A 25,756-nucleotide genomic window follows, 5' to 3' on the forward strand; every position below is an offset into this window, starting at 1 on the left:
TTTAAACATGCTCGTCTATTGGCTGGATATTGTCGGTACCGCGGTATTTGCTATCTCTGGCGTATTGCTTGCCGGAAAACTGCGTATGGATCCCTTCGGCGTTCTGGTCTTAGGCGTGGTAACAGCCGTCGGTGGCGGGACGATCCGCGATATGGCGCTGGATAACGGACCGGTTTTTTGGGTTAAGGATCCTACCGATCTGGTGGTGGCGATGATCACCAGCATGCTGACGATCCTGCTGGTGCGTCAGCCCCGACGGTTGCCGAAGTGGATCCTGCCGGTGCTGGATGCCGTTGGCCTGGCGGTATTCGTGGGCATTGGCGTCAACAAAGCTTTTATTGCCGGAACAGGGCCTCTGGTGGCGATTTGTATGGGCGTGATTACCGGCGTTGGCGGAGGGATCATTCGTGACGTATTAGCCCGTGAAGTGCCGATGATTTTGCGCACCGAAATCTACGCTACAGCCTGTATTATCGGCGGGATCGTACATGCGACCGCGTTTTATACCTTTGATGTTTCACTGGAAAACGCCAGTATGATGGGGATGATTGTCACCCTGCTGATTCGGCTGGCCGCCATTCGCTGGCATTTGAAATTGCCGACGTTTGCGCTGGATGATAACGGGCGTTGATATGACGGTACAGAACATGTAGGCCGGATAAGGCGTTTACGCCGCCATCCGGCACATTGCCCGGTGGCGCTGCGCTTACCGGGCCTACAACATCAGACCATCAGTATTACAGACAGCAATCAGATGCTGAAAGAAGAACCACACCCGCAGGTGCTTTTAGCATTCGGGTTAGTCACAACGAAGCGGGAACCTTCCAGACCTTCGGTATAGTCAACCGAACCACCCACCAGATATTGCAGGCTCATCGGATCAACCACCAGACCAACACCTTGTTTCTCAATGGTCATATCACCATCGTTCACCTGATCATCAAAGGTGAAACCATACTGGAAACCGCTGCAACCACCGCCGGTGATATACACGCGTAATTTCAGATTCGGGTTATCTTCATCAGCGATCAGGCTTTTTACTTTATTGGCTGCTGCTTCAGTAAATTGCAGTGGCAGCGCTACGTCATCACTCATATTTTGCTCCAAACGACATTGGCAATTGGGCAAATTATAACCCAATGGTTAAAGCCATTATCTAATACCCTGGTATTTCGTTCAAGTATTCTCGCCAGCGGTAGTCCCCTGACTTTTTGCCGCCTGCTCCGCTTCCTGTTTTGCCAGCGTGCGGGCAAGGATAGTCGAGTATAGCGGCTTTCCGCCCATAAATTGGGCTAATAGTGTTGCGCCAAGACAGGTAATAATCATTGGCAAAATGAGCTGATAGTTATCGGTCATCTCCAGCACCAGCACAATACCGGTGAGCGGCGCCCTTACCGAAGCCGCCAACAAAGCCCCCATTCCGGCAATGGCAAAAGTTCCGGCCTCCAGATGATACTGCGGAAAAGAGGCCGCTGCGGCCATACCGAACGCGGTACCAAGCAGCGTACCCAACGCCAGCATCGGGGCAAAAATCCCGCCAGGCGCGCCGGACGAGAAGCACAGCAGCGTGGTAATCACCCGGGCAATAAAGATAAACAGCAGCAGACCGACGCTAAAATTGCCCGCCGCAGCAATCGGGATCAGGTTAAACCCACCACCCGCTGCTTCAGGTTTAATTAATCCGAGGATCCCGCACAAGCCGCCAATCGCGCCGCCCATGAGCACCCATTTTTTAATCTCACCACCGTGGAAACGCTGGAACATATCCTGGGTACGCAACACCATGGTATTAAACAACGGTCCGACGCAGCCAAAAACAATCCCCAGCACCAGATACAGCCACAGCGTATTCACCGGCGCATTGGAGAGCTTGCCAACTTCAATAATCGGAGCTTCACCATTGAAAACGCGAAACACAATGCTCGACATGATGACGCCGGTAAACACGGCTTTGATCGACACGAGGTTATAGCGAAACTGCGGACGCATCTCTTCAATAATGAACAGGATCCCCGCCAGAGGGGCATTGAACGCCGCCGACAGGCCCGCAGCGGCACCGGTAGCCAGCAGAGTATGCCGCGCTTCGGCGCTGCGCATACGAAAAATATCCAGCACCATACGCCCAATGTTGCCGCCAATCTGCACGGTCGGCCCTTCTCGCCCGAGCACCATCCCAGCGCCCAGCGTACCCATACCGCCGATAAATTTCACCGGCAGAACGCGCCACCAGCGCACAGGTCGCAATTCCTCCAAAGCGCCTTCAATCTCTGGGATCCCCGAACCGCCCGCTTCCGGCGCAAATTTACGCACCAGAAAATAGCCGACCATCGCCAGCAATGCGGAGAGGATAAACGCCAGCGGCCACAGCAAAATGGCATGGTCCGCAACCTGAGCCAACGCGCCGATGCGCTGATTCTGCACCCAGGTCACCGCTTTCTCAAACGCCACGCCCACTAGTCCCGTCACGGTCCCCACTACCGCGGCCATCAAGAGGATCGCCAACGGCGTTTTGTCTCGTTCCAGGAGTCGACGGATTTGATCCCTGCGGCGTAAACGCACAATTTGTTGTGCTTCAAAAGAGGGAGTGTCAGTCTTCATCAGATGATCATTAATTGGTAATACAAATACGGAATCGGCATTCTACTCGCACATTTCACGAAAATCCCCTGCAAATCGCATTGTTTCAATTGCGTAAAACTTTCATAACCTTCTCTGAATAACTAGAATAGCGGGCATTTACTTTTTCTACGAACCAGGACCCCATCCATGAGTAAGTCTGAAAATCTCTACAGCGCAGCACGCGAACTTATCCCTGGCGGCGTTAACTCCCCCGTTCGCGCCTTTACTGGCGTGGGTGGTACTCCGCTGTTTATCGAAAAAGCGGACGGCGCGTATCTGTATGATGTCGATGGTAAAGCCTATGTCGACTACGTCGGTTCCTGGGGACCGATGGTGCTGGGCCATAACCATCCGGCAATCCGTAACGCAGTGATTGAAGCGGCAGAGCGCGGTTTAAGCTTCGGCGCGCCAACCGAGATGGAAGTGAAAATGGCGGAGCTGGTCACTGAACTCGTACCGACCATGGACATGGTGCGCATGGTGAACTCCGGTACGGAAGCGACGATGAGCGCCATCCGTCTGGCGCGCGGTTTCACCGATCGAGATAAGATCATCAAATTTGAAGGCTGCTACCACGGCCATGCTGACTGCCTGCTGGTCAAAGCCGGTTCCGGCGCGTTAACGCTGGGCCAGCCGAACTCCCCTGGCGTACCCGCTGATTTCGCGAAACACACCCTGACCTGCACCTATAACGATCTCGCTTCAGTGCGTGCGGCGTTTGAGCAATATCCGCAGGAGATCGCCTGTATCATCGTTGAGCCGGTCGCCGGCAACATGAACTGCATTCCACCGTTGCCGGAATTCCTGCCAGGCCTGCGTGCGCTGTGCGATGAGTTTGGCGCGCTGTTGATCATCGATGAAGTGATGACCGGTTTCCGCGTGGCGCTGGCCGGTGCGCAGGATTATTACGGCGTCGTTCCGGACCTGACCTGCCTGGGTAAAATCATCGGCGGCGGGATGCCCGTTGGCGCATTCGGTGGCCGTCGTGATGTGATGGATGCCCTTGCGCCGACCGGTCCGGTTTACCAGGCGGGTACGCTGTCCGGTAACCCGATTGCAATGGCGGCGGGTTTTGCTTGTCTGAACGAAGTGGCCCAACCGGGTATTCATGAAACACTGAATGAACTGACAACGCGTCTGGCGGAAGGTCTGCTGGAAGCCGCCGAAGAAGCGAACATTCCTCTGGTGGTTAACCATGTGGGCGGGATGTTCGGGATTTTCTTCACCGATGCAGAAACCGTGACCTGCTATCAGGATGTGATGGCATGCGACGTTGAACGCTTTAAGCGGTTCTTCCACATGATGCTGGATGAAGGGATTTACCTGGCGCCGTCTGCCTTCGAAGCGGGCTTTATGTCTGTGGCGCACAGCGAAGAAGATATCAATAACACCATCGACGCCGCGCGTCGGGTGTTTGCGAAACTGTAAAAGAGAACGTACAGAAACAAAGTAGGCCGGGTAAGGCGAAGCCGCCACCCGGCTTTTTTATTGCCGGATGGCGACGCAAAGCGTCTTATCCGGCCTACATGAAAAGAATCAGCCTCAGCGGCTCTGCTTTCTCAGCAGATAGATAAAGTACGGCGCGCCGATAAACGTCGACAGTAATCCCGCCGGGATCTGATACGGAAACAGCACCATTCTGCCGCACCAGTCGGCAAAGACCAACAGCACGCCTCCCGCCAGCGCCGAAATCAGCATATGGGGCATCGCCCGGCGAAAACCCATCATGCGAGCAATATGCGGCGCCATCAGCCCGACAAAGCTCAACGGCCCAATCGTCATGGTTGCTGTCGCCGTTAATCCCGCCGCCAACAGCAGTAACCCCACGCGTGACGGCGTCAACGCCAGACCGACCGCCCGCGCCGTATCGCCTCCCAGCGGTAAAATCGTCAACCAACGACGACACAGCGGCGTCAACGCCAGCAAGAAAACCATCACTATCCCGGTATGCAATACCTGCTCGCCAGTCGCGTTATAGGTTGAACCGGAGATCCAGGTCAACACGCCCGCCATGCGCGGATCGCCGCTGGCCTGCAGCATCATTAGTAGCATTGTAAACGCCGTGCTGAGCGCCATTCCTGCCAGCAGCATACGGTGCGGCGAAAAACCGCCGCGCCCGGCGGCAACCATGATGATAAGCAGAGTGACCGCCGCTCCGAGGCTCCCGGCGGGGAGCAGCCAGCCAAAGGCATTGCCGGGCACCAGAAACAGCATTAACACCACGCCAAATGCCGCGCCGGAACTAATACCGAGGACTTCCGGGCTGGCCATTGGATTTCCGGTCAGACGCTGAATAATGCAACCCGCCACCGCCAGCATCACCCCGGCAATCAGCGCCGCCAGAATACGCGGCCAGCGCCAGGGCATCAGTTCATCCAGCATCGATCCGCTGGCCCATGTCCAGCCGTGCGCATCACGTCCGAACGACAGTGCCACCACGACCGTCAGCAGTAAAATTGCGCCGCCCGCCAGCGCAAACATCAGGACATTTTGACGCTCAGCGGCGATGCGGTTGCTGGCATTCATATCCGGTGCGCTCATGCTCTTAAGGCGCGGCAGCAGCCACAGCAGCAGCGGCGCGCCAACCAGCGCCGTCACCGAACCAGTGGAGACTTCCATCCAGACGCTGGTTAGCCACAGAATGATTTGATCGGAGAGCCAGAGGATCAGCGCGCCGATCAGCGGGGCCAACATCAGACGCGCCAGTAAGCGCCGGGCGCCGAGCATTTTTGCCAGCAGCGGGGCAAACAGGCCGATAAAACCGATAATTCCGACAGCGTTAACCAGCAAGGCGCTGATGACAATCGCCAGCGTCAGTGCCGCCAGACGCGCCAGCGATAGCGCCAGCCCAAGGTTGCGCGCCACGCCGTCATCCAGTCCCATCAGCGTCATTGGGCGTAATAACAGCAGCGTCAACATCACGCCGCCCAGCAGTTGCGGCCACAAACGCTGAACGCCGCTCCAGTCGGTTTGCGTCAGCGAGCCACTGCTCCACAAAAACATGCTTTGCAGCTGATCGTGATGGAAAAGTACCAGCAACTGGTTAATCGCCCCGCAGTACAGGCTGACCACCAGACCGGCAAGGATTAGCGTCACGGGGGAAAGACGTTTGCCCCAGGCAACGCCAAACACCAGCGCGCCAACGATACAGGCCCCTGCCAGCGCCGCAAATTGCGCGGTCAGCGCCCCCGGAATCGCCCACAGCGTCGTGACCGTAATACCTAACTGCGCCCCGGTTGCGACCCCCAGCGTGGTTGGCTCCGCCAGTGGGTTACGCAGCACCTGCTGGAACAACACGCCGACCAACCCCAGCCCGGCGCCAACTAATAGCGAAATCGCCAGCCTCGGCAGCAGGCTGTAGTGGAAAACCATCTGCTCAATGGCATCGATATCCGGTGACCAGATGGCCTGTTGCCACTGGCTGCGCGGTAGCGCCACAGAGAAGTTAACCCAGGTGAGCCAGCAGGCAGCGACGAACAGAACCGCCAGAAGAAGCGTTGGGAACAGCGCAATTCGTTTACTCACGCTTTGCCTCCCAGTGCATTATCCAGGATGCGGGCAAAATGCATCGCGGACAGCGTTGCGCCATAAAACCAGACGGCAGGCACGCGCTGAAAACGTCCGCTACGGACAAACGGCATCGCCTGCCATAACGGCGTAGACATCAGCGCATCCATTTCTCTGTTGTTGCCGTGATCAAAGCACAGCACATCAACATCCTTATAGGCTGCAAGCCGGTCAATACTCACGGCAGTGCTGCCCCAGAAGTTGGTTTCTCCCTGCCAGGCGTTGGGGATCCCATATTCGTCCAGCACCTCCTGGAACAGGCTGTTCGGGCCAAACACCAGCATATGCCGCGAATCAAGCAGGGACGTCAGGAGCACGGGGCGCGCGCCACGTTGGATAAAGCGCGGTTTCAGGCTGGCGATAAAACGATCGTATTCAGTCAGATGGCGTTCAGCAGAAGCTGGCAGATTCAGCAACTGCGCCATTTCCTGCAGCGACTGACGTGCAACTGCCAGCGGCTTTTTGCCATCGCTGAAGTTAAATCCCCGACCAGGCGCAATCCGCGCCAGTTTTTCGGGGGCGGGGCCATAACCAGCCGACCATACCAAAAATGAGGGTTTCATTTCGGTCAGTAGTTCGAGATTGGGTTCCGTACGTAGCCCGACGTCAATTACCGACTCCGGCAGCGGAGGCTCATTAACCCACAGCTTGTAGTTAGGGATATCGGCAATGCCATACGGCGTAATACCCAACGCCAGCAATAGCTCTACCGGCAGCCATTCCAGCGCCACAATACGCCGCGGATCAATCGCCGCCGCGTTAGCCGTATTCATCCGCCACAGCAGCGGCGACAGCGCCATCGCCGTCAGCAGCCGCCGACGGGTAATATGAGGTAATCCGATCATTAATAGACAAAACTCACGGGTGCGGCACCGGCCGGATGCGGCAAAATGCCCATCGGGATACCGTAAATCTGTTCCAGCGTTTCGCTGCGCATCAGTTCCGCAGGCGTTCCCTGAGCAATCATTTCGCCGCCGCGCAGCGCAACTAAATAATCGCAGTAGCGGGCCGCCATATTGATATCGTGCAGTACGGCAACCACCGTCAAGCCGCGCTCCTGACTTAAGCGATGCACCAGCGCCAGTACGTCGACCTGATGAGCGATATCCAGCGCAGATGTCGGTTCGTCAAGCAGCAGGCAGCGGCTGTCCTGCGCCACCAGCATGGCGATCCACGCACGCTGACGCTCGCCGCCGGACAGGCTATCGACCAGACGATGCGCCAGGGGTTTTAAGCCCACCAACGAAATGGCTTCTTCTACTTTCTCTCTGTCGGCCACGCCAAAACGTCCCAGCGCGCCGTGCCACGGATAGCGGCCAATCGCTACCAGTTCGCGAACGGTCATCCCTTCTGCCTGCGGCAACTGCTGCGGCAAATAGGCGACCTTGCGGGCAAACGCTTTACTGCTCCAGTTCTCTAGCGGCTGTTCGTCGAGCAGGATCTCGCCTTCTGACGGCGGCTGATGACGTCCCAGCATTTTCAATAACGTCGATTTTCCGGAACCGTTGTGGCCGATAAGACCAGTCACTTTTCCTACGGGAAACGTTAACGAGAGTGGATGCAAAAGCGTGCGCCCAGGCACACGAAAGGAGACATTACGCAACGCAAAAGTGGTATCGGGATGGGATCTGTTTTCCTGCATAGCAGCCAACTTGTAAAACGGGCACGCAAAGCGTGCCCAAAGAGAAATTAGAAACGGAAGGTTGCGGTTGCAACGACCTGACGTTCTGCGCCCCAGAAGCAGCCATAGGTGTTGAAGCAACTGGCGACATATTCACGATCAAGCAGGTTGTTCACATGCAGCGCCACGTTGGAGCCCGCCATGCCGACGCGCGCCAGATCGTATCGCACTAACGCATCCACCACCGTGTAGCTTCCCACTTTGAAGGAGTTTGCCGGATCGCCGTAGCTTGAACCGGTTAAACGAGCGCCGGTTCCCAGCGTCAGGCCAGAGAGCGCGCCGTCATAGATGGTGTAATCACCCCACAAGGATGCCATATGCTTTGGCACCTGAGCAGGCGTATTGCCTTTGTAGTTGGTGTCAGTGGTGTATTCCGCATCGGTGTAGGTATAAGAACCGACAACGTTAACGCTGGCAGACAGCGCCGCTTTTGCTTCAATTTCCACACCACGTGAACGAATTTCACCGCCTTCAACCGAGAAAAGCGATCCATTCGGGTCGGCCATCAAATTATTGGTTTTGGTGAGCTGGTATACCGCACCGGTCAACACGATCGGACGATCGCCCGGCACGTATTTCACGCCAGCTTCGTACTGCTTACCTTTGGATGGTGCAAAGATATTGCCGCTAGCCCCGGTCTGGGAAGCCGGTTCAAAAGATTCGCTATAGCTGAAATACGGAGTTACACCATTGTCAAACAGATAGTTAACACCGCCACGCCAGGTGAACTGTCTGTCATCACGGGAGTCCTGCACGCCAGATACGCGGTTCAGAGAATCCTGTTTAGCCCAGTCGTAACGACCACCCAGAGTAACCAGCACCTTATTCCACTGCATCTGATCCTGAGCGTACAGACCAGTTTGTTCCTGTTTATTCAGAACACGATACGGAGCACCTGGTCCAGGATGCGCACCAAAATCAAAGTCGCTGCGGTCAAGGTTATAGATATCTGACGGCGCTACAGAACCAGCCCAACCAAACCAGGAGTTGATGTCGTTACGCATACGCATATAGTCAACGCCGGTCAGCAATGTGTGATCCAGGGAACCGGTAGCAAATTTGCTCTGCACCTGCGTATCAACAGCAAAGTTCTGCAATTTCTCATTATCGTCAACGTACTGACGAGTCAATGTATGACCCCAATCTGACTGAGGAACGCTGGCACAAGGGCTGTTAGCCGGATCTTTTGTATAGAGCGGATCTGAGCACATGCCGTAGCCATACACGCTGTTCTGCGAAACTTTGTTTTGCGCATAACGCAGATTCTGACGCACGGTAAAGGTGTCGTTAAATTCGTGGTCGAAGCTGTAGCCCACCATCTTCTCATTACGAGAGTAGGTATTGTTGTTTGCGCCTTCGTTGAAATCGGTGGGCAGACGTGAACCGTTTGGCAGCTTAGATACGGTACCCTCTTTCGGCAACCAACCGTAATAACCGGTTTCAGGCTCGTTCTGGAAGTAGGAGAGGAAGGTGAAGTTTGTCTTATCATCCGGACGCCATGAGAACGATGGCGCGATAGCGTAGCGTTGCTCTTCTGCGCCCTGCTGCTGCGCATTAGCGGAACGCGCCAGGCCGGTCAGGCGGTATGAGTACACGCCATCGTCATCCAGCGCGTCGCTGAAATCAAACCCGGTCTGGAACAGGCTGTCAGTGCCCATTTTGAACTGAACTTCTTTCAGCGGCTCTGTCGTGGGGCGCTTGCTGACCATGTTCAACAACCCGCCAGGGTTGCTCTTTCCGTAAAGAACGGAAACCGGACCGCGCATCACTTCAGCGCGCTCCAGCATATAAGGATCGATTACCGCATCGTTGTAGAAGTTACCCTGCATCTTCAGGCCATTCAGATAGTTGTTCTGACTTTGGCCGTCTGCCGCGAATCCGCGAATAATCAGATAGTCATAGGTATTGGATGCGCCACGCGTACCCACGGCGACACCAGGAGTGTAGCTGAGCGCCTCTTTAACCGATTTCGGCTGATGTAACGCCATCTCTTCAGCGGTGACCACTGAAATAGACTGAGGAACTTTTTGAATCGGAGTATCGGTTTTGGTCGCCGTAGCAGACTGTCGTGCGGCGATGGTTGCCGCTGGCCCCCATGCACTTTCCTGCGGAGCAGGCGCTGCGGTTACGGTGATGGTTTCTTCTTTCGGTTGAACCGCCGCCTGTGCGTAGACAGACATGCCGCTAACCGCTGTGGCTACCACAACTGCAATTTTACGCAGCGAGGAATTTGGCTGAGCAGTTTTAATACGCGCCATTGGTATTTCTCTGATGAAAGTGAATGATAACGTAAACGAGAATTATTCTTATAACGAGAGTATGATATTCGAAACGCTGTTGCGAGCGCAAGCAATACGCGCCCCTACTAAAACTAAGGGGTTAAGAAATAACCAGATTGTGAGAAGGGATATAGAAAGATGATGGAATTGGGTAATGACCTGCCAAATTTGGCAGGTCATTAACGCTTAGCGATAATAAACTTCAAACGTCGCGACGGCATCTACCTGCCCGGCTTTGACCGTCCCCGTTTTGACATAACGCGCCTGAAGAGGAATAGTGATGGCCTGATTCTCTGTCGTTTTCGAGACAGCGGTATAATCCGTATCAAACTGGAGAACGTTGTTATTGTTATCAAGGATTTGAATTCCCACCCCTTCGGCGGCGTCCGTTCCGCTAGCAATACTAAGAATGTTACCGCTGGTTACCCCCGTCGACCCTGAGGTCGTAAACCGATAATCAACCTGTATATCGGCTTTACAGGCATCAAGCTGAATTTTGAAGGCATCATCTGAGACAACGTCTGAATAACCGTTGTTAAATTCACCCGTTGTGATCTGTTTAAGCGGTACGGAAATATTTTTCTCAACAAGGTTACAGGTGTTAGCCTGCACGTTTACGCTCACAGGGTTAAAGGTGAGTTGGGCAACCGTCTGGTTGTCATATACCCATTCGGCCAACAAACGGCTGGCATCAATAGTGCCGCTTTCAATGGGCCCGATGACAACAATCCTAATACCTATTCGGGGTGAAATAGTATATTCATAATCTTCTGTCATATCCTTAGCTTCAAAATAAGAGAGGATATAGTTACCGTCTGTAGCAAGCGATCTCCCGGTGTTGTTCCATTTTGCCTGAATACCGATGCCGGGAACGTTAGTTTTATAAACAGCTGACAGTCCAACACTATTTTCCCAACGGGTGCTCAGATACCTGTATCCTTTATAAATAGGAGCAACTCCCGTACATTTCAATTTAATCGCAGAACCAACCAGTTCTTGACTATAAAGTATCGTACCAGGCGTCGCATCCTGGCTTACCACCAACGCTGGTATGGTAAAAGGTCCAGGCCCAACACCGCCCTGAGTAAAAGAACAACTCGCCCAGCTGCTACCGCTAATCAGTAATAACAGCGCCCCTAAATAGCCTGGTTTAATATTCATTATAGATTCCTTTCTTTTAGAGTCAGTCTTCACTGGCACTGCACGTTTGCTTTATAAATACCTGCCGGTACTTCTTCAGGTATTGTCACGCTTCCAGCGCATCTTGCTTCTCGTCCATCGCCCCATTGCACGGTAAAGGTCTGGGTTCCCTTAAGTCCGGTGAGATAAACTTCACCGTCATCGCCCACAATGGCGGTGCTCTCCGACAGACTAAGCATCGCGCCAAAAGGCACGACGCCATGATTGCGCTTCAGCGTTATCAACGCACGCTTACCCGTGCGAGCAGTAAAATCCGCCGCAACGACCGCGCCTTTGGTAGGTGTTACGTCTAATGAGGAATCCTGAATATCAATGTCATCCCGTCCATACGTATTAACCGTTATCGTATTACGCCGATAATTTGTTAATGAAGGCACAACCGCATTGCCCCAATAATCGGTATAAACTCCCCACGAATTTTGGACTTTGACATTATTGCCATCAGCAATATGCACGATCGCAAAAGCATCCTGTATAGACGGGCCCAACGTGACTCCATGCGAATGCGCGACCACGCTACCCTGTGCGCTATAGCTCCACTGCTTGTTATCTTTCTGATAACTGTAGCTGGAACTGAACTCGCCCACCGAAGCGCGATAGCGCGATGAGAGATATGCGCCATTGCCAGCATCACTATTGGTGTAGGTTTGCTGAAGGTTATAGCTTAAATTGTTATCTTCCAGCAGCGTGCCGCTAATCCCCACTTGATGCGATGTATTGCCATGTCTGGTGCTGTTCATATTATAAGTAGCCCATGAATTCGACAGCCAACGCGCCAAAGGTACATTGATGGAAAAGGCAATCTGCTGATCGTCAGTCGTCGAAGGCGTCTTCGTCAGGTTGTAGTTCACCGACCAGTTGATTCCCTGCCAACTGCTACTGTAGCCAAGGCTAATACTGCGTTCATACCCGTCCATCCCCCAGTAATCCTGCTGATATGCATTGGCATAAACCGAGCCCCATGAATGCAGCGACTGAGAAAGGCTAAACTGCTGACGACTACGACGATTATTAGTGCTGCGATAACTGTAAATATCGTCGCTATCATAGTTATTGTTGCGCTGATCCAGCGCTTCCTGGAAGGTGTAAAAACCCGATGTGGAGTAGCGATAGCTAGCCAGCGTCACGGTCGTATCGGTCAGCGGGAAATCTTTGGCATACTGAGCCCGCCATGATTGACCACGAGCGTCGTCGCGATCGTCATTAAACGCGGTTTTGGCGGCAGTAACGTCCGTCGAAAGTGAACCAAACTGCTGAAGATCGACCCCCATCCCTACTAAGGCTGAATGGTACATCGATGCACCTAGCATACCGCCATAAGCGGTCATGCCGTAGGGTAAACCATAGATGAGTGTCGCCTGGCCGAATCCCGGTTCTTCACCATTATCGACATCACGATACTTCCCCGCCGCCAAGCTGTATTTCATCGCCCCTTCTCGCAGCATAATCGGTACTGAAGAACTGGCCTGAATAAAGCTGCGCTCCGTACCATCGGCTTCCTGAACCGTCACCTCAAGATCGGCCCCTGCCGTCACCTGACTCAGGTCGCGAATTTCAAATGGCCCGGGAGAAACATTCGTCTGATAGATGACATAACCATTTTGTTTGACGGTTACTTTGGCATCACTGTTTGCAATCCCGCGAACCACTGGCGCAAAACCCTGTAGGCTGCTCGGCAACATACTGGTGTCGGTTTCGAGTTTGATCCCTGTCATCTGTACGCTGTCAAACAGTTCGCCATTGGTCGAGGTCTGCCCAGCTTCAAACTGGCTGCGCAACGGTTTAATGTCGCGTTGCAGCGAGGTATTGATCGATTGCCAGCCGTCATCCTGGCCCCAGGTTCCCATATTATGCAGTCGCCACGGTCCAAGGTTTATCCCTGAATTCAAACTCACCCAATTTGAAGAACTTTCATCCCCATTAAATCGTTGATGAGAACCGGAGATGTAGTAACTCGTCCATAGCGCAGGAATACCGTCGTCCCAGTATTTTGGATTGGTATCACCTGAGATCTGAGTATTTCGGTACATTTGCGGTATACGCAATTGCAACACCTGGGTATCAGCACTAAAGTCATAACGGGCCTCAGATATATATTCGCTAATGTCCCCCGCAGGTGAATTATCATCAAGCAGATTCAGTGCCGGAACCGTGTCAACTTTAACGCCCAACTCGCGCAATTCTGCTTTAGTGAACTGCGGAACCAGCTTTTTGCCGTCCTTCGAAAGGAGAAAATTGATATTTCTTTTATCAATAAATTCCTGATCCCAAACCACAGAAGTGAGATAGTTACCAGGTAACAGGCCACTGTTATGTAAATAAGCGGCCAGCGCGCCCGTATTTTCTAATGGAGTATCGGTTTCGAGTGCACTAAGGTTAAAATAATCGTCGGCATACCCTGGAGCACTTGCTGCCAGTATTGCCAAGGTCAACGAATTAAAAGTAAATGTGCGCAAGACGCGAATTGAAAACATATTGCCCATCCGATGGCTAGTTTATTTTTTACGAAGACATGGATCCTTTAAGATCTTCACCTTTTAATTTATTAAAGACATCAGTATTCAATTAACGATGTAATAATCATATTATGAGCAGCGGGGTTTATATTGGCAGAGCTCTACAGTGACTGCTTACGTTGTTCAGTCTCAGAGCCATAATCATTAATAGCGGTCCAGCTAACCTGTCCTTTGGCACCAGAAGGCAGGGGATAACGCTGCTCGCCAAAAGGTGCAACCATCATGCTTAATTCAGAAGGTACATCCTGATTTTTAGCCTGTTGAATTTCTTTCCCGCCGACAGTGAGCTGGCCAAAAGTCACATAAAATGGCGTAGGGTTTTTAATCACAAGCTGATTGTTATTATGACTAAACTGTAGCGACTGCCAGGCATTCTTAGCCGCGTGATCGCTTAAAGCCTTTGGGCGATAAAATAATTTAACTTTCGTTTTAATCGCAAGCTGCAAGGTGTTGTTATCTCTCAACGCTTCCGGAATGGCAGATACCGATTTCACATTTGCCATAAACAGGGATTCACGATCCTGAGGTAAGGCGCTTTTATCACCGGTATACACGACATGCAGCAGCGTCTGGCGATTTTCTTCCAGCTTGTAAATCGGTGGGGTAATAACAAATGGTGCTTTACTTTCATCAACGTTACTCACCCAGCTTTGAACCAGGTAACGTTTATCATTATCTTTATTTTTTAATGTAACTTGTACTTCAGCCTGGCTGGCCGGATAAATAATACGTGTGCCGTTAATGACCACACCAGCCTGTGCAATGTTCATAAGAAAAAGCGATAAAAAAGAGAAGATACCTAACTGTCTTTTCATTTTTCATTCCATTGAAAGACTGGCCCTTTCAGGCCAATCAATATTAACGATACATCAGAGTATATGTTGCCTGTGCGCTATAATCGCCGGTAGTTGGTAATGTTGAGCCCACCTGAATGACTTCTGCGGTATAGTTAAAGACAATACTGCCACTGTTAGATTTATTGGTTGCCGATTCCGGATCTGAACCATCAAATTTTATGTAGTTGCTGCTATTCTCCGGTAATAAACGAACACCGAGATTCTTCGCACTACCACTCGCTTGCAGGACTTCATCGTCATAGCCCGTAATACGTGTGCCATTAAATTTAATATTCAGATTACTAATTGCAGAATCACAAGCACCAACTGTAATCGCAAAACTCTGAGAATCACCCACTTTCTTATCAGCGCCAAACGCAGTTTGGCTCAAAGGGTTAAATGTCACCGTACCGCTGGTAGTTGCGCCATTGACATCCACGGTGCAGGTGTCGGGAATAATTTTGCCTGTAAACGTGACAGTTCCTGTATCAACCGCTAAGGCATGAGTCGCCACAGTTGCAAGCAATAGTCCTGCAAACAAAGTGGAAATATGCTTCTTATACATAATGTATTCCTTACATATGCTAAATATTATTTATAACTAACAGAGAAAAGACAATGTCCATGTCAACAATAACAACAATCAAAAAGCAGACATTTTTTAGGGACAACGTTAATTCATAAATATTATATTACATTTAATATCATAATATTATCATCAGGAACACAATTCATATCCGAGATATGCATAATCAATTGTTTTTAAAGAAAATAATCAATTATGAAATATAATAAACAAATAATTAAGGAAATCTAAAATAAATTAAAAATATAATTACCAACAACACATTGCTGAAATAAATAATAAAGACAGGAGGGTAAACGCCAATCTGGCTCCCTACTGAGTAAGGGAACCAGATGACGCATTGATTAGTTTCCGCCGAACATATCCTTAATCCAACCCGCTACGCCGTCGCTGTCTTTCTTCTCTTGCTGCGCCGGTTGCTGCTGTTGAGGCTGCTGTTGCTGCGGCTGTTGAGAAGATTGATCGAACGGATTACCCGACTGCTGCAGCATTTCCCCCTGCTGACACAGTGAGTCTGGATCGGTGGTCCATACTGGCAGCGTGCGCATCCCACCACTACACACGAAGTTGCCGTCATAGTCCACGCCCATATCCACCACATCCTCCGGTGGCGTCAGCACCAGCGGGGTTGGAGTCTGGTTAGCCAGATAACGCTGATAAATCGACATCGCGCCGCTGGCACCGTACAGCTTGGTTGGCTGGTTGTTATCACGGCCCACCCAGGTGATGGTCACCTGGCTGCCGTCAATCCCGGCGAACCAGGTATCGACGTTGTTGTTGGTGGTCCCGGTTTTACCCGCCAGATGCAGCCCAGGATACTTCGCGCCAAGCTGGCGGCCTGTACCACGCTGAACCACCTGCTGCATGGTCCACAGCGTCATATACGCCGCCTGCGCCGGAACGGCACGCTCAGCCTGCGGGAAGCTCTGGTACAACACCGTGCCATCTTCGGCAATCACCGAACGCAGCGCCGACAGCGGCGCGCGGTTCCCACCGCTGGCAATAGTCTGGAACGCCTGCGCCACTTCGATTGGCGTCAGGTTCAGCGCCCCCAGCAGCATAGCCGGAACCGGGTTAAGCTGATCTTTCGGCGCGCCCAGCTTCAGCCAGGTATCGGTCACGGCAGGCAAGCCCAGCGCCATCCCCAGATTCACCGTGGGTACGTTCATTGAGCGCGTTAACGCGTCCACCAGCATCACTTTACCGCTTTCGCTATAGCGACGGTCATCGTTCTGCGGCGACCACACCTGGCCGTTCGGCTGACGCAGCGCAATTGGCGCATCGGCAATCCAGGTATTCAGGCGGTACAGCTTCGGCTGGCTGAGCGCCGTCAGATAGGTCGCCGGCTTCGCCAGAGAACCAATTGAACGACGCGCCTGCATCGCACGGTTATAGCCCGCAAACTGCGGCTCTGCCCCGCCAACCATGGCGCGAACTTCACCGCTAAAGCGATCAACCACCACAATCGCCGTTTCCAGATCGCTCAGCTTACGTTGTTTCTTCAGCACCGGAATGCCTTCCACCGCCGCTTTTTCTGCAGCGTCCTGCGCCACGGAATCAAAGGTGGTGAAAATTTTCACGCCGGAGAGATCTTTAACTTTATCGCCGAGCTTCGCCTGTAGCTCCTGACGCACCATCTGCATAAACGCTGGCTGCGGGGAGATCACCCCGCCGCGCGGTTGCACGCCTAACGGACGCGCGCTCAGCATGTCATACAGATCCTGGTCGATAATCTGCTGCTGTTGCAGCAGACGCAGCACCAGGTTACGACGCTCCAGCGCCAGCTTCGGGTTACGCCACGGGTTATAAATCGACGCCCCTTTCACCATCCCAACCAGCAGTGCTTGTTGGTCGAGGCTTAACTCTTCCACCGGACGTCCGAAGTAATACAAGCTCGCCAGCGGGAAGCCACGGATCTCGTTGTCACCGCTCTGGCCGAGATAGACTTCGTTCATGTACAGCTCAAGAATGCGGTCTTTGCTGTAACGCGCATCCATGATCAGCGCCATATAGGCTTCGTTGGCTTTACGCCAGTAGGAGCGCTCGCTGGAGAGGAACAGGTTCTTCACCAATTGCTGGGTCAGCGTACTGGCCCCCTGTACCGTACGACCTGCCGTCAGGTTCGCCAGCACCGCACGGCCAATGGAATAGAGACTGATCCCGTCGTGCTCATAGAAGTGACGGTCTTCTGTCGCCAATAGCGTGTCCACCAGCAGATCCGGGAAGCCGCTACGCGGGACAAACAGGCGCTGCTCGCCGTTTGGTGAAGAGAGCATGGTGATCAGACGCGGATCGAGACGGAAGAAACCGAACTGGCGGTTGTTATCCATATTCTCGATGGTGTCCAGATGATCGCCGTCAAAGGTCAGACGCGCGCGCACCTGCCCTTCTTTGCTGTCCGGGAAGTCAAACGGGCGACGAATCATCTCAATGCTCTTCGCCTGTACGGTGAATTCGCCCGGACGCGTCATCTTCGTCACCTGACGATACTGCGTGGCCTCCAGCAGCTTCACCATCTCGTTCTTGCCGATGGGCATTTCTGGCTCAAGGTTAACCATGCGGCCATATACCGCCGCCGGAAGTTGCCAGACTTTGCCATCAATACGGCTACGAATTTTTTGGTCCAGATACACGCCGTAAATGGCGATCAGCACCAAAAAGACAATCGACAGTTTTACCAGCAGCCAGAACCAGCCGCGCTTACCACGAGGCTTACGCCCTTTGCCCTTACCCTTACGCGGCATCGGTTCTTCATCCTCATAGTCATCATCATCATAATCGTCGTCATACTCTTCATCTCTGAGTTGACGACGGCTCACCTTTTGTTTTACCGGACGCGATGGTTTCCCTTTACGTCCAATTGGCTCGCGGTCATTCCCCGCCATGCTTTTTCTCCGCAACATTCAGGCGCAAGGGCCCGATTCTCTGTTCTTCCGTCCTGCGACAGAAGAAGAAATCTCTCAATTATTACCGCTCTTTCGCCGGATGCGGCATAACGCCTTATCCGGCCTACAGCTACATTACGAATACTTTTTGGTGCGCCGCGTTGGCGCGGTATTCGCCGGATCGTCCGGCCAGACGTGTTTCGGATAACGCCCTTTCATCTCTTTTTGCACCTCGCGGTACGATCCCTGCCAGAACGCGCTCAGATCGCTGGTCACCTGTAGCGGTCGTTGGGCCGGAGACAGCAGCTCCAGCACCAGCGGAACGCGGCCCTGAGCGATGGTTGGAGTCCTCGCTTCGCCAAACATTTCCTGCATCCGCACCGCCAGCGCAGGAGGATTATCTTCATGATAGCGAATGGCAATCCGACTCCCCGTCGGCACAGTGTAATGCGCCGGCAGTTCACTATCCAGACGTTGCAGCATTGACCAGTCCAGCAAACCGCGCAATGCCTGACCCACATTTAATGCTTTTAACGCGCGTAAAGAGTGCACACCGCTCATGTGCGGCAACAGCCAGGTCTCCAGCGTCGCCAGCAGAGAATCTTCATCTACCGCGGGCCAGTCATATTCTGGCAACCAGGTCGCCGCACAGTGCAAACGCAGCCGAAACTGCTCGGCCTCCGGCGTCCAGTTGAGCATACTTAGCCCTTTATCGCGAATGCCATTCAACATCGCCTGGTGCAACTCCTCTTCCGAGGGTTTAGCCAGCGGCTGGACTTTTACCGTGAGCTGACCAATGCGCGAGCGGCGTAAGGCTTTTAATGTGCCCTGGGTTTCATCCCACTCGATAGTGTCGGACTGCTGGAGCAGTTCAGGACACGTCTGCATCAGCACGTCAATCTCCAGCGGCAGGGCCAGCAGAATACGCGCATCCGGCGAAGCGCTGCCCTGTAGCAACAACGGCGCTATCAGCCATTCATGGCGTCCGGAAGCGTCATCAGCATCCAACATTGCGCCCATACCATTAGCCAGTTGATAACGCCCTTCCTGCCCGCGTCGACGCGCGATCCGGTCGGCAAACGCCTGCGCCAGCAACGGGGAAAGCAGCGTACTGTCGGGCTGTCCGCTGCGAACATTGAGCCGTTTCAGCAATTGCTGGCTGCGCTGCTGCCAGGCGGGGTGATTGCGTGAAAACGCCACAGCCAGATCGGTACAGCCACCACGCGGCGGCTCCTCCAGAATCGCTGCCAGTTTTGCCGCCGTTGCCGCTTCGGTATCATTGCTGGCGCTGACCAGCATCGCCGCCAGGCGAGGATCGTTCCCCAACATCGCCATTTTCTGCCCGCGAGCGCTGAGCCTGTCACCCGCAAGCGCACCCAGCATCTGCAACAGTCGTTTTGCCGCCTGCAGGTTGATAGCGGGCGGCGTATCCAGCCAGTTTAGTTGCGCGGGATCGGTGCATCCCCATTGCAGCAACTCCATTAGCAGCCCGGACAGATCGCTCTGTAATATCTCCGGCTCCCCTTGCGGGGCCGCTCTTTCCGCCTGTTCTTTGGCCAGCAGATGCAGACAAATTCCGGGTTCCAGACGCCCTGCGCGTCCCGCTCGCTGCGTCATCGAGGCTTGGCTAATGCGCTGGGTAATCAGTCGCGTCAGTCCCGAGCGCGCGTCATAGCGCGCCACGCGCTCCTGAGCGCAGTCTACCACCAGCCGAATACCTTCAATCGTTAAGCTGGTTTCAGCAATGTTGGTGGCCAGCACCACTTTGCGCTGGCCTTGCGGCGCGGGCAAAATCGCCTGACGCTGCTCGGCAAGCGTCAGCGCGCCATACAGTGGGCACAGCACAACATCGCTGCCCACACGCGTTGCCAGTTGCTCCTGCACGCGCTGGATTTCCCCAACGCCCGGTAAAAACAGCAGCAGCGACCCGCTTTCATAGCGCAGTAGCTCCGCCGTAGCTATCGCCACCGCTTCGTCAAAACGCAGATGTGCCGCCAGCGGTTGATACCGTCGCTCGACCGGAAATGTGCGGCCTTCAGAGATAATCATGGGCGCATCGGGCAATAACTGCTGCAAGCGCCCGTTATCGAGCGTTGCGGACATGATCAACAGTTTCAGATCGTCACGCAGACCCTGCTGTACATCCAGCAGCAGCGCCAGCGCCAGGTCGGCCTGCAAGCTCCGTTCGTGAAATTCATCGAGGATCACTAACCCGACGTCCGTGAGTTCGGGATCGCGTTGGATCATGCGCGTCAGGACGCCTTCCGTCACCACTTCCAGCCGGGTCTGCGGCCCCACGCAGCTTTGCGCGCGCATGCGATATCCCACGGTCTCGCCGGGCTTTTCGTTCAGCAACTCCGCCAACCGCTGCGCCACATTGCGTGCCGCCAGACGGCGCGGCTCCAGCAAAATTATCCGCCCCTTGATGCCACCATGCTCAAGCAGTCGCAACGGCAGCCAGGTCGATTTCCCGGCACCGGTCGGCGCGGTCAGCAGCACCTGCGGCGAGGCATCAAGGGCGGTAAGCAGTTCAGGCACTACGGCGGCAACGGGCAACGACGTCACAAATGGCTCCAGAGGGTTAACATTCTTCGCGCTGCATTGTAGCATCGCGTTAATTCATAACCGAGTATCCATCATGTCTGAGCCAAAAAGGCTGTTCTTTGCGATTGAATTGCCTGCCGAGGTTCGGGAGCAGTTAATCCACTGGCGAGCCGCGCAATTCCCTCCTGAAGCAGGCCGTCCCGTCGCCGCCGAGAATCTGCATCTGACGTTGGCCTTTTTAGGTGATGTCAGCGCAGAGAAGCAACAGGCGTTGTCGCAGCTAGCCGGACGCATTCGCCAGCCCGGTTTTACGCTCAAACTGGATGATGCCGGGCAATGGCTGCGTTCGCGAGTAGTGTGGCTGGGGATGCGTCAGCCGCCGCGCGGACTGTTACAACTGGCGAATATGCTGCGGGCGCAGGCCTCACGCAGCGGGTGCTATCAAAGCCCGCAGCCGTTTCACCCGCATATCACGCTGCTGCGCGATGCCGGACACGCGGTTCCCATTCCGCCCCCCGGCTTTGGCTGGTCGTTCCCGGTGACTGGGTTTGCGCTCTATTCCTCCACATTCACGCGGGGGCGTACGCGTTACACGCAGTTGCAACGCTGGATGCTGACTGAATAATCAAAGGGACTGTTCATGCAATTTTCTCCACCTTTACAACCCGCTACGCTCATCCAGCGCTACAAGCGCTTTTTAGCGGATGTGATCACACCGGATGGCACAACGTTAACGTTACACTGCCCAAATACCGGCGCGATGACCGGATGCGCAACGCCTGGTGATACCGTCTGGTATTCAACGTCAGAAAATACCAAACGGAAATATCCGCATACCTGGGAATTAACGCAAACGCAATCCGGGGCATTTATTTGTGTTAACACTCTGTGGGCGAACAGATTAGCGAAAGAGGCGATTCAGCAGTCGCTAATTTCAGAAGTTTCAGGCTATAGCATATTGAAAAGTGAAGTAAAATACGGCGCTGAAGGGAGTCGTATAGACTTTTTGTTACAGGCGGATTCCCGACCTGACTGCTATATTGAAGTGAAATCAGTCACGTTGGCGGAAAAAGATCAGGGTTATTTTCCCGATGCCATCACTGAACGAGGTCAGAAACATCTTCGGGAATTGATGAGCGTAGCGGCTGAAGGTAAGCGGGCGGTGATATTTTTCGCAGTGCTACATTCAGCCATTACACGGTTTTCACCCGCGCGCCATATTGATACGAAATATGCGCAATTATTGGTCGAAGCTCGGCAAAAGGGGGTCGAAATTCTGGTTTATAAAGCGGAACTTTCTGCCCATGGTATGACTCTTAAAGAGCCGTTGCCCATTACCTTGTAATGGTGTAAACATCTGGTTAATTAATATTCTGGGCGCGTGTGCAAATACGCTTTTCCTCACAGGGTTGTCAAGTGTTACGTTTAGATAATTGCTATCCGGAAAAGCATCTGCTATTTATAGCGACCTGATTTTTCCCCCGAACATGGGGATCGATAGTGCGTGTTAAGGAGAAGCAACATGCAAGAAGGGCAAAACCGTAAAACATCGTCCCTGAGTATTCTCGCCATCGCTGGGGTGGAGCCGTACCAGGAGAAACCGGGCGAAGAGTATATGAACGAAGCCCAGCTGTCGCACTTCAGGCGTATTCTTGAGGCATGGCGTAATCAACTTAGGGATGAAGTCGATCGCACCGTATCTCATATGCAAGACGAAGCGGCTAACTTCCCTGATCCGGTGGACCGCGCCGCGCAGGAAGAAGAATTCAGCCTTGAGCTGCGTAACCGTGACCGTGAGCGCAAACTGATCAAAAAGATCGAGAAGACGCTGAAGAAGGTAGAAGACGAAGATTTCGGCTACTGCGAATCATGCGGCGTAGAAATTGGTATTCGCCGTCTGGAAGCGCGTCCGACAGCCGATCTGTGTATCGACTGCAAAACGCTGGCAGAAATCCGCGAAAAACAAATGGCAGGTTAATTCCGGTCATTTTTACCACGTTTACTACAGGCGGGAGTTTCTCCCGCCTTATTATTTGTTAGTCCGCAAAATGAGCGATTCACACTATATTGGCCGCTTCGCCCCCTCCCCTTCCGGCGAACTGCACTTCGGTTCACTCATTGCCGCCCTCGGGAGCTACCTGCAGGCCCGTGCCCGGCGCGGCATCTGGCGAGTACGTATTGAAGACATTGACCCCCCTCGTGAAGTTCCCGGTGCTGCAGAGACGATTCTGCGTCAGCTGGAACATTACGGCCTGCACTGGGATGGCGAAATTTTATGGCAATCCCAGCGTCATGAAGCCTACCGAGAGGCGCTTAGCTGGCTGCATCAGCAGGATCTGAGCTATTACTGCACCTGTACACGGGCGCGTATTCAAAGCGTCGGCGGTATTTACGACGGCCACTGCCGTGAGTTACGCCTCGGGCCAGAGCAGGCGGCTGTCCGCATCAAGCAACGCCGCCCCGTGCTGCAGTTTACTGACCGGCTACGCGGTGTAATTCAGGCTGACCCGCAACTTGCTGGCGAAGATTTTATTATTCACCGCCGCGACGGGCTGTTTGCCTATAACCTCGCGGTAGTGGTAGATGACCATTTCCAGGGCGTGACGGAAATTGTGCGCGGCGCCGATCTCATAGAACCGACGGTGCGGCAAATTTCGTTGTATCAGCAGTTTGGCTGGCAGGCGCCAGACTATATTCATCTGCCGCTGGCGCTTAACGAACAAGGCGCTAAACTTTCCAAACAAAATCATGCACCTGCCCTGCCGCAAGGCGATCCACGTCCGGTGATTATTGCCGCGCTGCGCTTTCTCGGCCAGCGTGCGGATATCGCGTGGCAGGAAATGCAGGTCGATCAGATCCTTCAGTTTGCCGTCAAAAACTGGAGTCTGACAACGGTGCCAGAATCAGCGATCGTAAATACGCCATTCTCAAATGCGCCACGCTGAGCTATGATTAGCCGCTATTTTTACACAGCAACACTTGTTCTGATTGAAGTTTGACACTACCGAGGTGCACTATTTTTACCCGAGTCGCTAATTTTTGCCGCAAGGTGCTAAGCCGCGAGGAGCGCGAGGCCGAGCTTGCCGTCGCCCGTCCACATATGACGGTAATCCCGCGTGAGCAGCACTCAATCTCCCGCAAAGATATCAGTGAAAATGCCCTGAAGGTAATGTACAGGCTCAATAAGGCTGGATACGAGGCATGGCTGGTTGGTGGGGGCGTGCGCGATCTTTTGCTGGGCAAAAAGCCAAAAGATTTTGATGTCACCACTAACGCAACGCCGGATCAGGTGCGAAAACTGTTTCGCAACTGTCGTCTGGTCGGTCGCCGTTTCCGCCTTGCGCATGTGATGTTTGGCCCGGAAATTATCGAAGTGGCGACCTTTCGCGGCCATCATGAAGGCAGCGAAGCCGATCGCACCACGTCGCAACGCGGGCAAAACGGTATGCTGCTACGCGATAACATCTTTGGCTCCATTGAAGAAGATGCCCAGCGTCGCGATTTCACGATCAACAGCCTGTATTACAGCGTGGCCGATTTCACCGTGCGTGATTACGTCGGTGGCATGCAGGATCTCGAAGAAGGCATCATTCGCCTGATCGGTAATCCGGAAACGCGCTATCGCGAAGATCCCGTACGTATGCTGCGCGCCGTGCGCTTTGCCGCCAAGCTCGACATGCGTATCAGCCCGGAAACCGCAGAGCCGATCCCGCGTCTGGCAACGCTGTTGAACGACATTCCTCCCGCACGCCTGTTTGAAGAAGCGCTTAAGTTGTTACAGGCGGGCTATGGGTATGAAACCTATAAAAAACTGCGTGAGTACAGCCTATTCCAGCCGCTGTTCCCAACCATTACGCGCTACTTCACCGAAGACGGTGATAGCCCGATGGAACGCATTATCGCCCAGGTGCTGAAGAATACCGATAACCGCATTAACAATGATATGCGCGTTAACCCGGCGTTCTTGTTCGCCGCCATGTTCTGGTATCCGTTACTGGAAGCCGCGCAGAAAATCGCGCAAGAAAGCGGTCTGGCCTATTACGACGCTTTCGCACTGGCAATGAATGACGTACTCGACGAAGCCTGTCGCTCGCTGGCAATCCCGAAACGATTAACCTCGCTGACCCGTGATATCTGGCAGTTGCAGTTACGCATGTCCCGTCGTCAGGGCAAACGCGCCTGGAAGCTGATGGAACATCCGAAGTTCCGCGCCGCCTACGATCTGCTGGCCCTGCGTGCAGAAGTGGAAAACAACGCCGAGCTGCAGCGTCTGGCTCAATGGTGGGGTGAATTCCAGGTTTCAGCGCCGCCGGAGCAAAAAGGCATGCTGAACGAGCTGGATGAAGAGCCTGAACGTCGTCGTCATCGTCGCCCACGTAAACGCGCGCCACGCCGCGAGGGCTCCGCGTGACCAATCGCGAATACCCAATGGATTTCGGGTTGCATCAATGCGGCGACACAGCGAACTTCCGGGAGCGTACATCAGTACGTGACTGGGATGAGCGAGGAAAGCCAACACAGATGCAGCTTGAAAGACGACGGGTATATATCGCTATTGGCAGCAACCTCGCCTCCCCGCTGGAACAGGTGAATGCTGCCGTACAGGCAATCGGTGAAATTCCCGACAGCCGCATTGTGGCCGTCTCTTCATTTTACCGCACACCGCCATTAGGCCCACAGGATCAGCCCGATTACCTGAACGCCGCCGTGGCGCTGGATACCGCTCTCGCCCCAGAAGAATTGCTTAACCATACCCAGCGCATTGAGCTGCAACAGGGGCGTGTGCGCAAGGCCGAACGCTGGGGTCCGCGTACGCTGGATCTCGACATTATGCTGTTTGGCGATGAAGTGATTAACACCGACCGTCTGACCGTGCCGCACTACGACATGAAAAACCGGGGCTTTATGCTGTGGCCGCTGTTTGAGATCGCCCCTGATCTGATCTTTCCGGATGGTATCAGCCTGCATCAGCATCTCACCCATCTTGGTGCGGCAAAACCCGCCCACTGGTAAAACATAGCCTCCCCTTTAGCGTTTACTGCT

At 53.8% G+C, this 25,756-nt stretch carries 20 protein-coding genes and 1 pseudogene; 8 read left to right on the forward strand and 13 right to left on the reverse strand.

Annotated elements, in window-relative coordinates; genetic code table 11:
* Positions 1-7: 7 nt before the first annotated feature.
* The gene (locus OOJ59_RS08305; RefSeq protein ID WP_038637378.1) at positions 8-631 is read left to right on the forward strand and encodes a TRIC cation channel family protein; all 624 of its coding nucleotides are present in this window, start codon (positions 8-10) and stop codon (positions 629-631) included.
* A gap of 119 nt (positions 632-750) precedes the next feature.
* Here the strand turns inward: OOJ59_RS08305 and erpA are convergent, their stop codons facing one another.
* The 3 genes and pseudogenes from erpA to clcA all read right to left on the reverse strand — a co-directional run bounded on the left by erpA (position 751) and on the right by clcA (position 2,598).
* On the reverse strand, positions 751-1,095 hold the full coding sequence (erpA, locus tag OOJ59_RS08310) for an iron-sulfur cluster insertion protein ErpA (RefSeq protein WP_006686771.1): 345 nt from the start codon (positions 1,093-1,095) through the stop codon (positions 751-753).
* Positions 1,088-1,153: pseudogene (gene yadW, locus OOJ59_RS08315) on the reverse strand (small protein YadW). The gene erpA and the pseudogene yadW overlap by 8 nt, the downstream one beginning before the upstream one ends.
* A gap of 23 nt (positions 1,154-1,176) precedes the next feature.
* On the reverse strand, positions 1,177-2,598 hold the full coding sequence (gene clcA / locus OOJ59_RS08320; protein ID WP_038637374.1) for a H(+)/Cl(-) exchange transporter ClcA: 1,422 nt from the start codon (positions 2,596-2,598) through the stop codon (positions 1,177-1,179).
* Positions 2,599-2,766: 168 nt separating this feature from the next.
* Here clcA and hemL point away from each other — a divergent pair, with 168 nt between their 5' ends.
* A complete protein-coding gene (gene hemL / locus OOJ59_RS08325; protein ID WP_087857684.1) occupies positions 2,767-4,047 on the forward strand; it encodes a glutamate-1-semialdehyde 2,1-aminomutase in 1,281 nt (426 codons plus the stop codon).
* A gap of 114 nt (positions 4,048-4,161) precedes the next feature.
* On the opposite strand, the gene fhuB is transcribed toward hemL, so the two are convergent.
* The 10 genes from fhuB to hrpB all read right to left on the reverse strand — a co-directional run bounded on the left by fhuB (position 4,162) and on the right by hrpB (position 20,734).
* Positions 4,162-6,144 carry a Fe(3+)-hydroxamate ABC transporter permease FhuB gene (gene fhuB / locus OOJ59_RS08330; protein ID WP_160955648.1) on the reverse strand — a complete coding sequence of 661 codons (1,983 nt, stop codon included), beginning with the start codon at positions 6,142-6,144 and terminating at the stop codon, positions 4,162-4,164.
* Positions 6,141-7,031, reverse strand: a complete 891-nt coding sequence (gene fhuD, locus OOJ59_RS08335; protein WP_160955649.1) for a Fe(3+)-hydroxamate ABC transporter substrate-binding protein FhuD — start codon at positions 7,029-7,031, stop codon at positions 6,141-6,143. The genes fhuB and fhuD overlap by 4 nt, the downstream gene beginning before the upstream one ends.
* On the reverse strand, positions 7,031-7,828 hold the full coding sequence (fhuC, locus tag OOJ59_RS08340; RefSeq protein WP_038637358.1) for a Fe3+-hydroxamate ABC transporter ATP-binding protein FhuC: 798 nt from the start codon (positions 7,826-7,828) through the stop codon (positions 7,031-7,033). The genes fhuD and fhuC overlap by 1 nt, the downstream gene beginning before the upstream one ends.
* A 47-nt stretch (positions 7,829-7,875) precedes the next feature.
* A complete protein-coding gene (gene fhuA, locus OOJ59_RS08345) occupies positions 7,876-10,125 on the reverse strand; it encodes a ferrichrome porin FhuA (RefSeq protein WP_160955650.1) in 2,250 nt (749 codons plus the stop codon).
* Between the two features lie 207 nt (positions 10,126-10,332).
* Positions 10,333-11,307: a fimbrial protein gene (locus OOJ59_RS08350; RefSeq protein ID WP_160955651.1), complete on the reverse strand. Its 975-nt coding sequence runs from the start codon at positions 11,305-11,307 to the stop codon at positions 10,333-10,335.
* 29 nt (positions 11,308-11,336) lie between these two features.
* Positions 11,337-13,820 (reverse strand): fimbria/pilus outer membrane usher protein, encoded by a 2,484-nt coding sequence (locus OOJ59_RS08355; RefSeq protein WP_121529986.1) that lies wholly within the window; start codon positions 13,818-13,820, stop codon positions 11,337-11,339.
* Positions 13,821-13,963: 143 nt separating this feature from the next.
* A complete protein-coding gene (locus tag OOJ59_RS08360) occupies positions 13,964-14,677 on the reverse strand; it encodes a fimbrial biogenesis chaperone (protein WP_226809251.1) in 714 nt (237 codons plus the stop codon).
* A gap of 43 nt (positions 14,678-14,720) precedes the next feature.
* Positions 14,721-15,263, reverse strand: a complete 543-nt coding sequence (locus OOJ59_RS08365) for a fimbrial protein (RefSeq protein ID WP_085048286.1) — start codon at positions 15,261-15,263, stop codon at positions 14,721-14,723.
* A gap of 365 nt (positions 15,264-15,628) precedes the next feature.
* Positions 15,629-18,169 carry a bifunctional glycosyl transferase/transpeptidase gene (gene mrcB, locus OOJ59_RS08370; RefSeq protein WP_085048287.1) on the reverse strand — a complete coding sequence of 847 codons (2,541 nt, stop codon included), beginning with the start codon at positions 18,167-18,169 and terminating at the stop codon, positions 15,629-15,631.
* A gap of 135 nt (positions 18,170-18,304) precedes the next feature.
* Positions 18,305-20,734: an ATP-dependent helicase HrpB gene (gene hrpB / locus OOJ59_RS08375; protein WP_193157164.1), complete on the reverse strand. Its 2,430-nt coding sequence runs from the start codon at positions 20,732-20,734 to the stop codon at positions 18,305-18,307.
* 73 nt (positions 20,735-20,807) lie between these two features.
* On the opposite strand from hrpB, the gene thpR reads away from it, so the two are divergent.
* From thpR to folK, 6 genes are all read left to right on the forward strand, one after another.
* Positions 20,808-21,338 (forward strand): RNA 2',3'-cyclic phosphodiesterase, encoded by a 531-nt coding sequence (gene thpR, locus OOJ59_RS08380; RefSeq protein ID WP_038637344.1) that lies wholly within the window; start codon positions 20,808-20,810, stop codon positions 21,336-21,338.
* 15 nt (positions 21,339-21,353) lie between these two features.
* Positions 21,354-22,058, forward strand: coding sequence for a DNA/RNA nuclease SfsA (gene sfsA / locus OOJ59_RS08385; protein ID WP_038637342.1), 705 nt, complete (start codon positions 21,354-21,356; stop codon positions 22,056-22,058).
* A gap of 177 nt (positions 22,059-22,235) precedes the next feature.
* Complete coding sequence (gene dksA, locus OOJ59_RS08390) at positions 22,236-22,691, forward strand: RNA polymerase-binding protein DksA (protein WP_003018625.1); 456 nt, start codon at positions 22,236-22,238, stop codon at positions 22,689-22,691.
* Between the two features lie 70 nt (positions 22,692-22,761).
* Positions 22,762-23,658: a tRNA glutamyl-Q(34) synthetase GluQRS gene (gene gluQRS, locus OOJ59_RS08395; RefSeq protein WP_069324033.1), complete on the forward strand. Its 897-nt coding sequence runs from the start codon at positions 22,762-22,764 to the stop codon at positions 23,656-23,658.
* A 71-nt stretch (positions 23,659-23,729) separates the two neighbouring features.
* Positions 23,730-25,124, forward strand: a complete 1,395-nt coding sequence (pcnB, locus tag OOJ59_RS08400) for a polynucleotide adenylyltransferase PcnB (protein ID WP_204525718.1) — start codon at positions 23,730-23,732, stop codon at positions 25,122-25,124.
* Between the two features lie 110 nt (positions 25,125-25,234).
* Entirely contained in the window at positions 25,235-25,726 is a 492-nt protein-coding gene (gene folK, locus OOJ59_RS08405) for a 2-amino-4-hydroxy-6-hydroxymethyldihydropteridine diphosphokinase (protein ID WP_038637333.1), read from the forward strand.
* Positions 25,727-25,756: the final 30 nt, after the last annotated feature.

It is taken from the genome of Citrobacter sp. W9 (assembly GCF_026719375.1).
Lineage (GTDB): Bacteria > Pseudomonadota > Gammaproteobacteria > Enterobacterales > Enterobacteriaceae > Citrobacter > Citrobacter werkmanii.

What these genes read in the sequence shown, in the direction of transcription:
- dksA (WP_003018625.1), top strand. Translation starts at nt 22,236, where the DNA reads ATGCAAGAAGGGCAAAACCGTAAAACATCGTCCCTGAGTATTCTCGCC.
- fhuA (WP_160955650.1), bottom strand. Translation starts at nt 10,125, where the DNA reads ATGGCGCGTATTAAAACTGCTCAGCCAAATTCCTCGCTGCGTAAAATT.
- gluQRS (WP_069324033.1), top strand. Translation starts at nt 22,762, where the DNA reads ATGAGCGATTCACACTATATTGGCCGCTTCGCCCCCTCCCCTTCCGGC.
- erpA (WP_006686771.1), bottom strand. Translation starts at nt 1,095, where the DNA reads ATGAGTGATGACGTAGCGCTGCCACTGCAATTTACTGAAGCAGCAGCC.
- fhuC (WP_038637358.1), bottom strand. Translation starts at nt 7,828, where the DNA reads ATGCAGGAAAACAGATCCCATCCCGATACCACTTTTGCGTTGCGTAAT.
- thpR (WP_038637344.1), top strand. Translation starts at nt 20,808, where the DNA reads ATGTCTGAGCCAAAAAGGCTGTTCTTTGCGATTGAATTGCCTGCCGAG.
- sfsA (WP_038637342.1), top strand. Translation starts at nt 21,354, where the DNA reads ATGCAATTTTCTCCACCTTTACAACCCGCTACGCTCATCCAGCGCTAC.
- folK (WP_038637333.1), top strand. Translation starts at nt 25,235, where the DNA reads ATGCAGCTTGAAAGACGACGGGTATATATCGCTATTGGCAGCAACCTC.
- OOJ59_RS08305 (WP_038637378.1), top strand. Translation starts at nt 8, where the DNA reads ATGCTCGTCTATTGGCTGGATATTGTCGGTACCGCGGTATTTGCTATC.
- fhuD (WP_160955649.1), bottom strand. Translation starts at nt 7,031, where the DNA reads ATGATCGGATTACCTCATATTACCCGTCGGCGGCTGCTGACGGCGATG.
- hemL (WP_087857684.1), top strand. Translation starts at nt 2,767, where the DNA reads ATGAGTAAGTCTGAAAATCTCTACAGCGCAGCACGCGAACTTATCCCT.
- OOJ59_RS08355 (WP_121529986.1), bottom strand. Translation starts at nt 13,820, where the DNA reads ATGTTTTCAATTCGCGTCTTGCGCACATTTACTTTTAATTCGTTGACC.
- OOJ59_RS08360 (WP_226809251.1), bottom strand. Translation starts at nt 14,677, where the DNA reads ATGAAAAGACAGTTAGGTATCTTCTCTTTTTTATCGCTTTTTCTTATG.
- mrcB (WP_085048287.1), bottom strand. Translation starts at nt 18,169, where the DNA reads ATGGCGGGGAATGACCGCGAGCCAATTGGACGTAAAGGGAAACCATCG.
- OOJ59_RS08350 (WP_160955651.1), bottom strand. Translation starts at nt 11,307, where the DNA reads ATGAATATTAAACCAGGCTATTTAGGGGCGCTGTTATTACTGATTAGC.
- OOJ59_RS08365 (WP_085048286.1), bottom strand. Translation starts at nt 15,263, where the DNA reads ATGTATAAGAAGCATATTTCCACTTTGTTTGCAGGACTATTGCTTGCA.
- clcA (WP_038637374.1), bottom strand. Translation starts at nt 2,598, where the DNA reads ATGAAGACTGACACTCCCTCTTTTGAAGCACAACAAATTGTGCGTTTA.